This is a genomic window from Bradyrhizobium sp. USDA 4369, from assembly GCF_054056435.1.
The window spans coordinates 396,391-410,564 of the sequence record NZ_JBSRYH010000001.1 but is presented as its reverse complement, the minus strand read 5'-3'; the positions used below and the strand labels follow the sequence as shown (position 1 = coordinate 410,564).

Annotated in this window: 12 protein-coding genes; all 12 read left to right on the top strand. The window is 64.7% G+C overall.

What is annotated here, in order from left to right; genetic code table 11:
• The first annotated feature begins 10 nt into the window (after nt 1-10).
• The 12 genes from ACVIJ6_RS01925 to ACVIJ6_RS01870 all read left to right on the top strand — a co-directional run bounded on the left by ACVIJ6_RS01925 (nt 11) and on the right by ACVIJ6_RS01870 (nt 14,128).
• On the top strand, nt 11-940 hold the full coding sequence (locus ACVIJ6_RS01925) for a dihydrodipicolinate synthase family protein (RefSeq protein ID WP_456771236.1): 930 nt from the start codon (nt 11-13) through the stop codon (nt 938-940).
• 1 nt (nt 941) lies between these two features.
• A complete protein-coding gene (locus ACVIJ6_RS01920) occupies nt 942-1,868 on the top strand; it encodes a Gfo/Idh/MocA family protein (RefSeq protein WP_456771235.1) in 927 nt (308 codons plus the stop codon).
• A gap of 3 nt (nt 1,869-1,871) precedes the next feature.
• Nucleotides 1,872-2,951, top strand: coding sequence for an aldose epimerase family protein (locus ACVIJ6_RS01915; protein ID WP_456771234.1), 1,080 nt, complete (start codon nt 1,872-1,874; stop codon nt 2,949-2,951).
• A complete protein-coding gene (locus ACVIJ6_RS01910) occupies nt 2,951-3,832 on the top strand; it encodes an SMP-30/gluconolactonase/LRE family protein (RefSeq protein ID WP_456776876.1) in 882 nt (293 codons plus the stop codon). Before ACVIJ6_RS01915 ends, ACVIJ6_RS01910 begins: the two co-directional genes overlap by 1 nt.
• Nucleotides 3,833-3,938: 106 nt before the next feature.
• Entirely contained in the window at nt 3,939-5,009 is a 1,071-nt protein-coding gene (gene chvE, locus ACVIJ6_RS01905) for a multiple monosaccharide ABC transporter substrate-binding protein (protein ID WP_456771233.1), read from the top strand.
• Nucleotides 5,010-5,118: 109 nt separating this feature from the next.
• Nucleotides 5,119-6,669: a multiple monosaccharide ABC transporter ATP-binding protein gene (gene mmsA, locus ACVIJ6_RS01900; protein WP_456771232.1), complete on the top strand. Its 1,551-nt coding sequence runs from the start codon at nt 5,119-5,121 to the stop codon at nt 6,667-6,669.
• A 21-nt stretch (nt 6,670-6,690) separates the two neighbouring features.
• Complete coding sequence (gene mmsB, locus ACVIJ6_RS01895) at nt 6,691-7,881, top strand: multiple monosaccharide ABC transporter permease (RefSeq protein WP_456771231.1); 1,191 nt, start codon at nt 6,691-6,693, stop codon at nt 7,879-7,881.
• A 595-nt stretch (nt 7,882-8,476) separates the two neighbouring features.
• Nucleotides 8,477-8,797: an STAS domain-containing protein gene (locus tag ACVIJ6_RS01890; protein WP_456771230.1), complete on the top strand. Its 321-nt coding sequence runs from the start codon at nt 8,477-8,479 to the stop codon at nt 8,795-8,797.
• Between the two features lies 1 nt (nt 8,798).
• On the top strand, nt 8,799-9,164 hold the full coding sequence (locus tag ACVIJ6_RS01885; protein WP_012042358.1) for a response regulator: 366 nt from the start codon (nt 8,799-8,801) through the stop codon (nt 9,162-9,164).
• The gene (locus ACVIJ6_RS01880; RefSeq protein ID WP_456771229.1) at nt 9,155-11,209 is read left to right on the top strand and encodes a chemotaxis protein CheA; all 2,055 of its coding nucleotides are present in this window, start codon (nt 9,155-9,157) and stop codon (nt 11,207-11,209) included. Before ACVIJ6_RS01885 ends, ACVIJ6_RS01880 begins: the two co-directional genes overlap by 10 nt.
• Entirely contained in the window at nt 11,199-11,726 is a 528-nt protein-coding gene (locus ACVIJ6_RS01875) for a chemotaxis protein CheW (RefSeq protein WP_456771228.1), read from the top strand. The genes ACVIJ6_RS01880 and ACVIJ6_RS01875 overlap by 11 nt, the downstream gene beginning before the upstream one ends.
• A 50-nt stretch (nt 11,727-11,776) precedes the next feature.
• On the top strand, nt 11,777-14,128 hold the full coding sequence (locus tag ACVIJ6_RS01870) for a methyl-accepting chemotaxis protein (RefSeq protein ID WP_456776875.1): 2,352 nt from the start codon (nt 11,777-11,779) through the stop codon (nt 14,126-14,128).
• Nucleotides 14,129-14,174 lie beyond the last annotated feature (46 nt).

Genomic DNA, 14,174 nt, shown 5'->3' with positions numbered 1-14,174 from the left:
GAGGTGCAGCATGACCGCATCATCCAGAAAGCTATACAAGGGCGTGTTTCCAGTCGCGCCGACGATCTTCGACGCCGACGGTCGCCTCGACCTCGAGGGCCAGAAGCGCGCGATCGACTTCATGATCGACGCCGGCTCCCACGGCATCTGCATCCTCGCCAATTTCTCCGAGCAGTTCGTGCTGACCGATGACGAGCGCGACCTTGTCATGACCACTGTGCTGGAGCATGTCGCGGGACGCGTGCCGGTCATCGTCACGACCACGCATTTCTCGACCTTCGTCTGCGCCGAGCGCTCGCGCCGCGCGCAGGAGAAGGGCGCCGCCATGGTCATGGTGATGCCGCCCTATCACGGCGCCACCTTCCGTGTGCCTGACAGTTCGATCTACGAATTCTATCGCGGCGTCTCGGATGCGATCTCGATTCCGATCATGGTGCAGGATGCGCCGGTCGCCGGTACGCCGCTGTCGGTGCCGCTGCTGGCGCGCATGGCCAAGGAGATCGAGAACCTCGCTTATTTCAAGATCGAGGTGCCGCGCGCCGCCGACAAGCTGCGCGCGCTGATCGAGGCGGGTGGCGCGGCCATCGAAGGCCCGTGGGACGGCGAGGAGGCGATCACTTTGATGGCCGATCTCGACGCCGGCGCGACCGGCGCGATGACCGGCGGCGGCTATCCCGACGGCATCCGCAAGATCATCGATCCGTATTTCGCAGGCGATCGCGACGCCGCGGCCGCGGCCTATGAGCGCTGGCTGCCGCTGATCAACTACGAGAACCGGCAGTGCGGCCTTGCGACCTGCAAGATCCTGATGAAGGTGGGCGGCGTGATCCGCCACGATACGCTGCGCGCGCCGCAGCCGCCGATTCATCCGGCGACGCAAAAGGGCCTGCTCGAGATCGCGCGCCGGCTCGACCCGGTCGTGCTGCGCTGGGGACGCTGAGATGAGCGCGCTTCGTGTCGCCATCGTCGGCTTCGGCAAGATCGCACGCGACCAGCACGTGCCGGCCATCGCCGCCACCGAGGGGGTGACCTTGACGGCGGTCGCAAGCCGCAACGCCTCGTTGCCCGGCCTGCCGCATTTCGGCTCGATCGAGCAGCTGCTGCGCGATGGTCCCGAGATCGACGCTGTCTCGTTGTGCACGCCGCCGCAGGTGCGCCGCGCCCAGGCGCAGGCCGCGCTTGAGGCCGGCAAGCATGTGATGCTGGAGAAGCCGCCGGGCGCTGCGGTCAGCGAGCTCGATCCGCTGATCGCGCTTGCGAGCGCCAGGCAGCGCACGCTGTTTGCGACCTGGCACTCGCGCTATGCGCCAGCGGTGGAGCCGGCGCGCGCGTGGCTGTCCTCGCGGCAGATCCGCAGCGTCCGCATCGACTGGAAGGAGGACGTGCGCGTCTGGCATCCGGGACAGGCCTGGATCTGGGAGCCGGGCGGGCTCGGCGTGTTCGATCCGGGGATCAATGCACTGTCGATCCTGACGCGCATCCTGCCCGAACCGGTGTTCCTGACCGAGGCGGAGCTGTCTTTCCCGTCGAACCGCCAGGCGCCGATCGCGGCCAATCTGTCGCTCACCACCGCCAGCGATCTGCCGATCGCGGCCGAGTTCGATTTCCGCCAGAGCGGGCCGCAGAGCTGGGACATCCGCATCGAGACCGACGCCGGGCAGCTGAAGCTGTCGCTAGGCGGCGCGCGCATGGCTGCCGACGGCCAGGTGATGGTGGACGAGAAGGAGCGGGAATATCCCGGCCTGTATCGCCGCTTTGTCGCGCTGACGAAGACCGGCACGAGCGACGTCGATCTTGCGCCGCTGCGGCTCGTGGCCGACGCCTTCCTGCTCGGCCGCCGCAACTTCGTCGAACCGTTCGAGGACTGAGCCATGGCGGAGGCGCGGATTACCAAGGATGTGTTTGGCAGCCTGCCGGACGGTCGTGACGTCGAGCGCGTCACCCTGCGCGGCGCTCACGGTTTCGAGGCGCGGATCATCACCTACGGCGCGGCGCTGCAGGCGCTGCTGGTGCCGGATGCACAGGGCCGCGTCGACGATGTCGTGCTCGGCCATGACGACCTGCTGAGCTATCTCAAGCTCCGGAAATATTTCGGTGCGACGGTCGGGCGCTACGCCAACCGGATCGCCAAGGCACGCTTTTCGCTCGACGGTCAGGACCTGCGCCTCGACGCCAACAACGGTGCCCATGCATTGCATGGTGGCCCCGACGGCTTCGACCGCAAGCTCTGGCAGATCGTCGCCACCGAAGATGGCGCCCAGCCCTCGGTCACGATGCTCTATGTCAGTCCCGACGGCGAGGCCAACTATCCGGGCCGGCTCGATGTCCGTGTCACCTATCAGCTGACAGGTCCGATGGAGCTGGCCGTCAGCTTCAGCGCCCGGACGACCCGCACGACGGTCGTCAACCTGACCAATCACAGCTTCTTCAATCTCGACGGCGTGGCCGCCGGCACTGGTATTCTCGATCACCGTCTGACGGTCGAAGCCGACCACTTTCTGGCGATCGACGAGACCGCGATCCCGCTGGAGGGACCGCCGCAATCCGTTGCCGGCACGCCGTTCGACTTCCGCGAGGCCCATCCGGTCGGCGCGCGCATCCGCGCCGACGAGGCGCAGATCAGATGCGGCCGCGGCTATGACCACAATTTCTGCCTGCGCGACGGCGCTGGGGTCCGTCTGGCGGCTCGGCTGGAGTCGCCGCGTTCGGGGCGGGTCATGGAGTTGCACACCGACCAGCCCGGCCTGCAGGTCTATTCCGGCAACTATCTTGATGCCACCGTCAGCGGCAAGGGGCGGGTGTATCGCCAATCCGACGCCATCTGCCTGGAGCCGCAGGTCTGGCCGGACAGTCCGAACCGTCCGGATTTTCCAAGCCCCCGCCTTGGGGCCGACGACGTCTATAAGCACGAGACCGTGTATCGCTTCTCGAGCAGGGGAGCGTCCGCATGATGGAGCAGGTGCCGACCACCGTGCTCTGCGCCGAGCGCTGCCATCTCGGCGAGGGCCCGACCTATGATCCCGCGACTGACACCGCCTGGTGGTTCGACATTCGCGAGGGCCTGCTGTTCGAGGCCAGGATTGCCAGTGGCGAGGTTCGCCGCCATGCCCTGGGGAAGATGGCGAGCGCGCTCGGCCGCATCGATGCCGCGCGGCAGCTGATCGTGGCCGAGGATGGGCTGTACGTCCGCAGCATCGCTGACGGGGCGTTGTCGCTCTATCTGCCGCTCGAAGCTGACAATCCGGCGACGCGGTCGAACGATTCGCGCGTCCATCCCTCCGGCACGTTCTGGATCGGCACGATGGGCCGCAAGGCGGAGCGCGGGCTTGGCGCGATCTACGCGCTGCATCGCGGCGAGATCATCCGTCTGTTCCCGAACATCACCATTCCCAACGCGATCTGCTTCGCGCCGGACGGATCGGTCGGCTATTTCGCCGATACGGACGAGAACGTGCTCTATCGCGTCGTTCTCGATCCGGAAACGGGCTTGCCGCGCAGCATGCCGGACGTGCTCTTGCGCCGCCGCGGGCCCGGCGGCATCGATGGCGCGATCGTCGATGCCGAGGGGCTGATCTGGCATGCCTGCTGGGGCGCCGGTTGTGTCGATGTTTATAGCTCGTACGGCGAGTGTTTGCGCAGCATCGCCGTGCCGGCCAGCCAGGCGAGCTGCCCGGCCTTCGTCGGCCCGGACCTGTCGCGCCTGCTGGTCACCTCGGCGTGGCAGGACATGGACGCGGCCGCCAAGGCGGCCGATCCCGGCCATGGCCAGACCTTTCTGCTCGATGTCGGCGCCCGCGGTCGTGCCGAGCCTGACGTCAAGCTGTCGATCTGAGAGGAGGAACAATCAGTCAAGCGTCGTTCAGCCTAACAGCTAACTGGTATCAACATACGCAATCGCGTATTCATGGTGAAATTCGAAAATCCAAAGGGAGTGAAGCATGCTGAATTTGAAGACCATCATGGCCGCCGCGTTGGCCGGCCTCGGCGCCCTGGCGCTGTCCAGCGCCGCAATGGCCCAGAGCAAGGGGACCGTCGGCATCGCGATGCCGACCAAGTCGTCGGCGCGCTGGATCGACGACGGCAATAACATCGTGAAGGTGCTGAAGGATCGCGGCTACGTCACCGACCTGCAATATGCCGAGGACGATATCCCGAACCAGCTCTCGCAGATCGAGAACATGGTCACCAAGGGCGCCAAGGTGCTGGTCATCGCCGCGATCGACGGCACCACGCTGTCCGACGTGCTGAAGCAGGCCAAGGCCAAGGGCATCACCGTGATCGCCTATGACCGCCTGATCCGCGACACGCCGAACCTCGACTACTACGCCACGTTCGATAACTTCCAGGTCGGCGTGCTGCAGGCGCAGTCGATCGTCGACAAGCTCGGACTGAAGGACGGCAAGGGTCCGTTCAACATCGAGCTGTTCGGTGGCTCGCCGGACGACAACAACGCCTACTTCTTCTACAACGGCGCGATGTCGGTGCTGCAGCCCTATCTCGACTCCGGCAAGCTCGTGATCGGCTCCGGCCAGAAGGGCATGGACAAGGTCGCGACCTTGCGCTGGGACGGCGCCACCGCCCAGGCCCGCATGGACAACCTGCTCAGCGCCTTCTACGGCAAGAAGCGCGTCGACGCGGTGCTGTCGCCCTATGACGGTCTGTCGATCGGCATCATCTCATCGCTGAAGGGCGTGGGCTATGGCAGTGCCGATCAGCCGATGCCGGTGATCTCGGGTCAGGATGCCGAGGTGCCGTCGGTCAAGGCGATCCTGCGCGGCGATCAGTACTCGACCATCTTCAAGGACACCCGCGATCTTGCCAAGGTGACCGCCGACATGGTCGATGCCGCGCTGGCCGGCAAAGAAGTCCCGGTCAACGACACCAAGACCTACAACAACGGCGTGAAGGTCGTTCCGTCCTACCTGCTCAAGCCGGTCGTGGTCGACAAGAGCAATTGGGAGAAGGTTCTGGTCGACGGCGGCTACTACAAGAAGGCCCAGTTCCAGTAATCCTGGTCGAGGACTTAAGCTCCCTCTCCCCGGTCTCGGGGAGAGGGACATATTTGCTGAAGCTCGCGCGGCGGGGGCGAGTTGGCGTCATGAACAGAGACACGAGACGATGACCGCAATCCTGGAAATGCGCAACGTCAGCAAGAGCTTCGGCAATGTCCAGGCCTTGCGGGACGTCAGCTTCGCCGTCGCACCGGGCGAGATCCACGCCTTGGTCGGCGAGAACGGGGCCGGCAAGTCGACCTTGATGAAGGTGCTGAGCGGCGTCTATCCGCATGGCCGCTACGAGGGCCAGATCATCTTCGAAGGCGAGGAGCGGCGGTTCCGTGACATCAATGATTCCGAGGCGCTCGGCATCATCATCATCCACCAGGAGCTCGCGCTGATCCCGCTGATGTCGATCGCGGAGAACATCTTCCTGTCGCATGCGCCGTCGCGCTTCGGCGTTATCGATCGCGACGAGGTCTACCGGCGCACCCAGCAATTGCTCGCCCAGGTCGGCTTGAAGGAGTCGCCGGATACGCTGATCACAGACCTCGGCGTCGGCAAGCAGCAGCTGGTCGAGATCGCCAAGGCGCTGTCCAAGCGCGTCAAGCTCCTGATCCTGGACGAGCCGACCGCCAGCCTCAACGAGGCCGACAGCCAGGCGCTGCTCGATCGCCTCGTCGCCTTCCGCGAGCAGGGCATCTCCTCGATCCTGATCACGCACAAGCTCAACGAGGTCGCCCGCGTCGCCGACCGCATCACCGTGCTGCGCGACGGCCGCAGCGTCGACGGCATCGATTGCCGCGCCGAGCCGGTCCTGGAGGACCGCATCATCAAGAGCATGGTCAACCGCGACATGGCGCATCGCTTTCCCGAGCGCCAGCCGAAGATCGGCGAGCCGGTATTCACGGTGGAGAACTGGTCGGTGTTCCATCCGCAGCACCCGGACCGCCGCGTCATCAAGAACGTCGATTTCCAGGTGCGCCGCGGCGAGATCGTCGGCATCGCCGGGCTGATGGGCGCCGGCCGCACCGAGTTCGCCATGAGCCTGTTTGGCCGGTCCTGGGGCGTCAACATCTCTGGCCGCGCCCGGCTCGAGGGCAAGGACGTCAATCTCACCAGCGTGCCGGCGGCGATCGATGCCGGGCTTGCCTATGTCACCGAGGATCGCAAGCAGCTCGGCCTGATCCTGGCCGACGATGTCCGCAAGAACATCACTTTGGCCAGCCTCTCGCAGGTCGCGCCGAAGGGGGTGATCGACGACATTGCCGAGCTCAAGGCGGCGTCCGGTTACCGCGGCCGCATGCGCATCCGCTGCTCCGACGTCTATCAGGAGGCCGGCCAGCTCTCCGGCGGCAATCAGCAGAAGGTCGTGCTGTCGAAATGGCTCATGACCGATCCCAGGGTGTTGATCCTGGACGAACCGACGCGGGGCATCGACGTTGGCGCCAAATACGAGATCTACTGTATCATTCAGGAGCTTGCGGATGCCGGCCGCGGTGTGGTGGTGATATCGTCGGAAATGCCGGAGCTGCTCGGGATCTGCGACCGCATCTGTGTGATGAATGACGGCGCCTTCGTCGGCGAGTTCGCCGCCCAGGAGGCGACACAGGAAAAGATCATGCGCGCGATCATGCGCAACGAAGCCATCAAGAACGAGGAGACGGCCGCGTAAGCGGTCGGGAGGACGCCAGCCATGACCGACAAGACGGTTTCACTCCCGGAAGAGAAGTCGCACGCCGGCTTCCTGAAGAATAATCTGCGCAGCTACGGCATGCTGATGTCGTTGTTCGTCATCATGCTGTTCTTCCAGTTCATGACCGACGGCACCCTGCTGCAGCCACTCAACCTCACCAATCTGGTGCTGCAGAACAGCTACATCGTCATCATGGCGCTCGGCATGCTGCTGGTCATCGTGACCGGGCATATCGACCTGTCGGTCGGCTCGGTAGCGGGCTTCGTCGGAGCGGTCGCGGCCGTGCTGATGGTGCGCTATCACATCGACTATCCGCTCGCGATCATCGCCTGCCTGATCGTCGGCGCCGCGATCGGCGCGGCCCAAGGCTATTGGGTAGCGTATTTCGGCATTCCCTCCTTCATCGTCACGCTTGCCGGCATGCTCGTGTTCAAGGGCCTGGCGCTGGCGCTGCTGCAGGGACAGTCGGTCGGTCCGTTCCCCTCGACGTTCCAGAAATTGTCGTCGGGCTTCATTCCGGAGCTCATTCCCAGCTCCGGCAATCTCAATCTGACCTCGCTCGCCATCGGCGCAGTGCTGACGCTCGTGCTGGTCTATGCCAGCGTCAAGGGACGCGCCCGCGAGGTCGAGCATGGCATCGAGGTCGAGCCGTTCGGCTTCTTCGCCGCCAAGAACGTCGTGCTGGCCGGCGCGCTGATGTATTTCACCTATCTGATCGCCTCGCATCGCGGCCTGCCGAACGTGCTCGTGATCATGACCGCGCTGATCGCGCTCTACGGCTTCATGACGCGGCGCACCGTGGTCGGCCGGCAGATTTACGCCGTCGGCGGCAATGCCAAGGCGGCGAAGCTGTCGGGCATCAAGACCGAGCGCCTCGTGTTCCTGACCTTCGTCAACATGGGCGTGCTGGCGGCGCTGGCCGGGCTGATCTTCGCCGCGCGGCTCAACACCGCGACGCCGAAGGCGGGGCTCGGCTTCGAGCTCGACGTCATCGCGGCCTGCTTCATCGGCGGTGCTTCCGCCTATGGCGGCGTCGGCCGGGTCGGCGGCGCGGTCGTGGGCGCCATGATCATGGGCGTGATGAACAACGGCATGTCGATCCTCGGCATCGGCATAGATTACCAGCAGGTGATCAAGGGGCTCGTGCTGCTCGGCGCCGTCTGTATCGACGTCTACAATCAGCGTCGCTAAACGGCAGCCGCCGCGCCGCCGATCCTGCCGCGGCGCGGCTTGATCATCTCAGCGTGCATAGAGACTCCCGTAAATCACCGGCCCGGCCCCTGCGCCGGGCCGTAGTGTTCCGGGCCCCGACTACGGCAATCGGCGGAGAGTCTCTTAACTGACACGTTGCTATCAGCGCTGGTGTATTCGCCCAGCCGATAGCACATGTTCGATCGTCTCCACATCAACACCGATGTTCCGATCGATCGCCGGGCCGCAGTGCCGCTCGGAACGGCGGCTGCTGTCGTGCCGGTCGCTCTCTGCAGGTCCGTCGGCGATAGCAGCGAGCTGAGCAGCTCATGAGACGGAGAGCGTCTCGCAATTGTGGCGGAGCGCGCGGGCATGCCTTGCGGAAACGGCGCCTGGTGGGCGACATCTCAAGGTAGAGCGACCGTACTATTACGGCTCTCATCTTTAACAATACAACAATCGCTTTCCACCCAATTTGATCGAGTGACGGCGGCCGCGTGGGGGCCGTCGGTGGGCTTGAATTCAACTTCGGCAAGGTTGCCTGAGGGCGTCGAGCGCAACGGCTCGGTCGCCGCAGCGCACGGATGGTTCAACGATGGCGGACACCACCCCGAGCATTGAGACGTGCGCTGAAGCCGCTTCCGCGACAGCCTATCCTCTGCCGCAGATGCTGGACTTGATGCAGGCGTCGCAACTTCGTGACGAACTGATCAGGCTGTCGGGGCGCGAGAGCATCCTGCTCGATGCGAGCGGCGTCGAGCGGATGTCGACGCCATGCGTACAGATTCTCCTTGCCGCCGGTCACGGGGCGAAGGCGGCCAACAAGCTTTTCAAGATCACGCAGGCATCCGAGTTATTCAGGACGGCGATCGCCGATCTCGGACTCCGGCATGAGTTTGACAATTGGATGGAGTGACATGACCAAGCGAATTCTGGCAGTCGACGATTCGAAGACCATGCGTGACATGGTGTCCTTCACGTTGAAGAAGGCTGGCTTCGACGTAGCAGAAGCCGAAGATGGCAAGGCAGCCCTGAACGTGCTGACCGGCGGCAAGTTCGACTTGATCATCACCGACCTCAACATGCCGAACATGGATGGCATTTCGTTGATCAAGAGCGTGCGGGCCGGCAGTCAGCACCGCACGGTGCCGATCCTGATCCTCACGACCGAAAGCGATGGCGCGAAGAAGGCCGACGGCAAGGCGGCAGGCGCGACGGGGTGGCTGGTGAAGCCGTTCAATCCCGATCAATTGATCGCGACGGTCAACCGCGTATGTCCGTAGCATCCGAGCAAGAGGCCTATCCGGTCGCGCAGTTCCGCAAGACCTATTTCGAGGAATGCGCCGAGCTGCTCGACGCCTTGCAGTCGAATCTCGAACTGTTGTCCAGCGGACAGGAGGACGACGAGACGCTGCATGCGATCTTCCGGTCGGTGCATTCCATCAAGGGCGGAGCCGGTGCATTCGGCTGCACGGACCTCGTTGCTTTCTCGCACACCTTCGAGAGCCTGCTCGACGCGTTGCGCGATCACAAGATCGCGGTGACCAACGAGATCAAGCAATTGCTGCTTCGGGCCAGCGATGCGCTGGCCGACATCGTCAATGCGGCGCGGCTCGAGCTGCAGCTCGCGCCGAGTTTCGCCGTCGACATCCGCACGGCCATGCAGCATGTCCTGCAGGGCGCAGGCCCCTCGGCCGAGCCTGGCCCTGCGGCCGCCGCGTCCGACGCGAAGCCGCTCCATGAGCAGACATATCGCATCAGGTTCCGTCCGCATACGGAGATGCTGAAGAAGGCGAACGAGCCGCTGCTCCTGATCCGCCAGCTGCGCAAGCTGGGCGCGCTTGCGACCGAGGTCGATTGTTCGGCGCTTCCGGCGCTCGACGCGCTGGATCCCGAGGCGGCCTATTTCAACTGGACCTTCACGCTCGAAACGGCGGTGCCGCGCAGCGGCATCCAGGACGTGTTCGAGTTCGTCGAGGATGACTGCGACCTTCAGATCGAGCTGCTCGAGGCGGCCACGGCCGCGGTCGAGGCTGCGTCCGGCGATACCGGCAGCGCGGCGGCGCCCGTGGTCGCTGCGGTCTCCCTGGCACAGTCGATCCGGGTCGACGTCGACAAGGTCGATCGGCTGGTGAATCTCGTCGGCGAGCTCGTGATCAGCCAGGCGATGCTGACGGAGCAGGGACTGGCGTTGCCGGCCGACAAATATCCGCAACTCATTCAGGGCATCGAGGCGCTGGCCCAGAGCGCGCGTGAGCTGCAGGAAAGCGTGATGGCGATCCGCGCGCAGCCCGTCAAATCCGTGTTCGCGCGGATGCCGCGCATCGTGCGCGAGCTGGCCGCCGTGCTCGGCAAGGAGGTGCGCATCGTCACCTCCGGCGAGATGACCGAGATCGACAAGACGGTCATCGAGCAGCTCAACGATCCGTTGACGCACATGATCCGCAACGCGCTCGACCACGGGATCGAACCGCCGGCCGAGCGGCTTGCCGCAGGGAAGCCGCGGCAGGGCACGATCAACCTCTCGGCCGCCCAGCGCAGCGGCCGCATCGTCATCGAGGTCTCGGACGACGGCCGCGGCATCAACCGCGACAGGGTCCTGGCCAAGGCGCGCGCGCGCGGCCTCGTGCCTGCAGGCGCCAATCTCAGCGATGACGACATCGACAATCTGATCTTCCTGCCGGCCTTCTCGACCGCCGAGGTGATCTCGAACATCTCGGGGCGCGGCGTCGGCATGGACGTCGTGAAGCGAAACGTGCAGGCGCTCGGTGGCCGGATCTCGGTGCGCTCGCGCTTCGGCCATGGCTCGTCATTCACGCTGTCGCTGCCGCTCACCTTGGCGGTGGTCGACGGCATGGTGGTGTCGGTCGGGCGCGAGACGTTCATCATTCCGCTGGTTGCGATCGTCGAGAATCTACGTCCGCTCCCCGCCGACATTCATCCCGTGGTCGGCCGCGGCCATGTTCTGGCGCTGCGCGGCGAGTATCTGCCGCTGGTCTATCTGCATCGCGCGTTCTCGATCGGCGATGCGATCGGCGATCCATGCCGGGGCATCGTGATCATCGTGCAGAGCGAGAGCGCCGGCCGCGTCGGCATCGTCGTCGACGAGCTTCTCGGCCAGCAGCAGGTGGTGGTGAAGAGCCTCGAGGCGAATTACGAGCCGGTGGACGGCATCAGCGGCGCCACGATCCTCGGCAATGGCCGCGTCGCGCTGATCCTCGACGTTGCGCGCCTGCACGAAATCGACATGCGCGGCACGCCAGAACGGCTGCCGTCCCCGGAGCAATCGAGACCAGAATCCGCAAAGGACCTTACCCATGCAGCCTGACAACAAGCCGATCGCTCCGTTTGGCCAGGAAGCGGCGGTCAGCGAGAACGCGCAGCAGTTCATCACCTTCACGCTGGGCGCGGAGGAGTATGGCATCGACATCATGGTAGTCAGGGAGATCAAGGGCTGGACCGAAACGACCATGATCCCGAACGCTCCGCCCCATGTCCGGGGCGTCATCAATCTGCGCGGCATCATCGTCCCCATCTTCGACCTGCGTGCCCGGTTCGGCACCGGCGTGACCGTGCCGACCAACATGCATGTGGTGATCATCGTCGCTGCCGGCACGCGCACTGTCGGCCTGCTGGTCGATACCGTCTCGGACATCATCTCCGTCGATCCGAAGGAGATCCGCGACGTGCCGGACATGGGCATGCCGACCGAGGATCAGTTCCTGGAGGGGCTGGTCGCGATCCAGAACAGGATGGTGACGCTGGTCTCGCTGTCCGGTCTGTTCGGGATCCCGGCTTCGTCAATGACGCGTACGTCTGCCGCAGCCGATGCGGCGGCCGCCTAACCCCTACAATTTACGAGATCGTCATGAGCGACACTTTCGAGGAGAACATCATGCAGGACTTCACCACGGACGGCGCTCCGGGCGATGGCGCGTCCAAATCGAAGGCAAGGTCGCGTAGCAGTCGTCCGCGGCCGTCCGCCGCGAAGGTTCCGGCGGCAGCGCCCCGCGCAGCGAGCCGTGACGATCAGATGACGGCCGTCGTCGAAAAGGTCACAAGCGCCGTGATGCTGGTCGATAACGATCTCAAGATCACATACCTCAATCAAGCCTCGAAGCAGCTGTTCGGCCAGCACCTCACGGAGTTTCGCAAGGTCTGGCCGACCTTCGATCCCGGCGCCATGGTCGGGACCTGCATCGACGTCTTTCACCGCAATCCAGCGCATCAGCGGACGATGCTTGCCAATCCGGCCAATCTGCCGTTCCGTACCGACATTTCCGTCGGACCGCTCAAGATCTCGCTCAGCGTCAATGCGATGCGCAACGCGCAGGGCGTCAACCAGGGTTTCATGCTGGAATGGGCGGATGTCACCGAGATCCGCAGCCAGGCGTCGCAACTCGCGGCCATCGATCGCTCGCAGGCGATGATCATGTTCTCGCTCGACGGCAAGATCGAATATGCCAACGCGAACTTCCTGCTGACGCTGGGCTACTCGCTCGACGAGATCAAGGGCCAGCACCATTCTATGTTCGTCGATCCCGTCTATCGCCAGTCGACCGACTATCGCCTGTTCTGGGACAAGCTCGGGCGGGGCGAATATGACGCCGGACAATACAAGCGCATCGGCAAGGGAGGCCGCGAGGTCTGGATCCAGGCGAGCTACAATCCGATTCTCGATCAGTCCGGCAAGCCCTTCAAGGTGGTGAAATACGCGACCGACATCACCAGCGATGTGATCCGCAACGCCGACTTCGCTGGCCAGATCGACGCCATCAACAAGGCCCAGGCGGTGATCCAGTTCACCTTGGATGGCAAGATCCTCGACGCCAACGACAACTTCCTCAATACGCTGGGCTACTCGCTGGCCGAGATCAAGGGCCAGCATCACTCGATCTTCGTCGATGTCGCCTATCGCAGCTCGACCGAATACCGCATGTTCTGGGACAAGCTCGCGCGTGGCGAATATGAGGCCGGTCAATATCGACGGATCGGCAAGGGCGGCCGCGAAGTCTGGATCCAGGCGAGCTACAACCCGATCATGGGTCCCGACGGCAAGCCGTTCAAGGTCGTCAAATATGCAACCGATGTCACCGAGCAGGTCAAGGCGTCCGAGGCGCTGCAAACGGCGGTGCGGCAGACCCAGGCGGTGGTCGACGCCGCCAAGAACAATGATCTTCGCGAGCGCATCCCGACGGACGGTAAGTCGGGTGAGATCGGCCAGCTCTGCGATGGCGTGAACGGCCTGCTCGACACGATGTCGTCCATCCTTGCCGACGTCCTTGAAAGCTCGCAGACGCTGTCGAGCGCTGCGCGCGAGATCGCGAACGGCAACACCGACCTGTCGCAGCGGACGGAAGAGCAGGCGGCCAGTCTGGAGGAGACGGCGGCCAGCATGGAGGAGCTGACCTCGACCGTCCGGCAGAACGCCGAGAATGCGCAGCAGGCCAACAAGCTCGCGTCATCCGCATCCGACGTCGCGATCAGGGGCGGCACCGTGGTGGCCGAGGTCGTGCAGACCATGGAGGGCATCACCCATGCGAGCCGCAAGATCGCCGACATCATCGGGGTGATCGACGAGATCGCATTCCAGACCAACATCCTGGCGCTCAATGCCGCGGTCGAAGCCGCGCGCGCCGGCGATCAGGGCCGCGGCTTCGCGGTGGTCGCCGCCGAAGTGCGCAACCTCGCCCAGCGCAGTGCCAACGCGGCCAAGGAGATCAAGGGGCTGATCTCGGACTCGGTGTCCAAGGTGGAGTCGGGCTCGCGCCTGGTCGACACCGCCGGCAAGACGATGGAGGAGATCGTCCAGTCCGTGAAGCGGGTCACCGACATCATGGCCGAGATCTCGGCGGCGTCGCAGGAGCAGCGCGGCGGCATCGAGCAGGTCAACAACGCCGTCACCCAGATGGACAAGGTGACCCAGCAGAATGCCGCTCTGGTGGAGGAGGCTGCTGCGGCGGCCAAGTCGATGGAGGAGCAGACCGAGACGATGTCGGAGATGGTCGGCCGTTTCATGGTGCTGCCCGAATTCGAGCGTGGCCGGCCCTATGCGGCAAAGACCGGCAATCCGGTCGTCGACCGGTCGCTTGGCAAGGACAAGCTCGCGGCGATGCGGGCACCCGCCGGCAAGCCCGCGCCTGCATCCGCCCCGCGACCTTCGCCAACGCCGGCGCGCGCCACCGAGATGGAGCCGGTGCGTCGGCGCGTGGTTGGGGCCGGCGACGTCGATTGGAAGGAATTCTAGGCCGCGACGCGGCGTCCCCGTTGGTGCGGGGGCGCCTCTCTGGGGT